This window comes from Paenibacillus sp. IHBB 3054 (assembly GCF_051594305.1).
Taxonomy (GTDB): Bacteria; Bacillota; Bacilli; order Paenibacillales; family Paenibacillaceae; genus Paenibacillus_AQ.
In genome coordinates, this window is sequence record NZ_JBOFBG010000177.1 from 1 (window position 1) to 390 (window position 390).

The 390-nt window shown below is 46.7% G+C and carries 1 protein-coding gene; it reads right to left on the bottom strand.

Going from position 1 to position 390, the window contains the following annotated elements; translation table 11 throughout:
• Positions 1–260: 260 nt before the first annotated feature.
• Positions 261–371 (bottom strand): ORF6C domain-containing protein, encoded by a 111-nt coding sequence (locus ACQ76X_RS36350; RefSeq protein ID WP_438498720.1) that lies wholly within the window; start codon positions 369–371, stop codon positions 261–263.
• Between the last annotated feature and the right edge of the window lie 19 nt (positions 372–390).

Below are 390 nucleotides of genomic sequence, written 5' to 3' on the forward strand. Positions count from 1 at the left end.
CATGTTCACATCGCATAATGTTCTTCACCAACACCTGATGCTGCAGCGGACTACGTTCAAACCAGATCGTTGCTAGTAGTGGCAATGTCATGTCTTCCCCCAATGCTTTCTCACCTCCCTTTAGCTTCCTAGTTCTGAGCGCAACTTTGCGTTCATCCTGCAATAATGATGAGATCGCTTAACGAAAGACTGCGTTCAGTCCGCTTGACGCATAGAATCGTTCAGTAAATGAGGGTATTACTACTGAGCGCAAAACCGCGTTAAGTTAACGGTCTCCAGCATTCTACATATTGCAGCGCCCTCTCCAAGTCTCCTTTGCGGATATCCCTGTAGCTGGTAACCTCAAATTCGGCATAGATTGACCGGTACAATTGTCTAAAAACCCCTGGA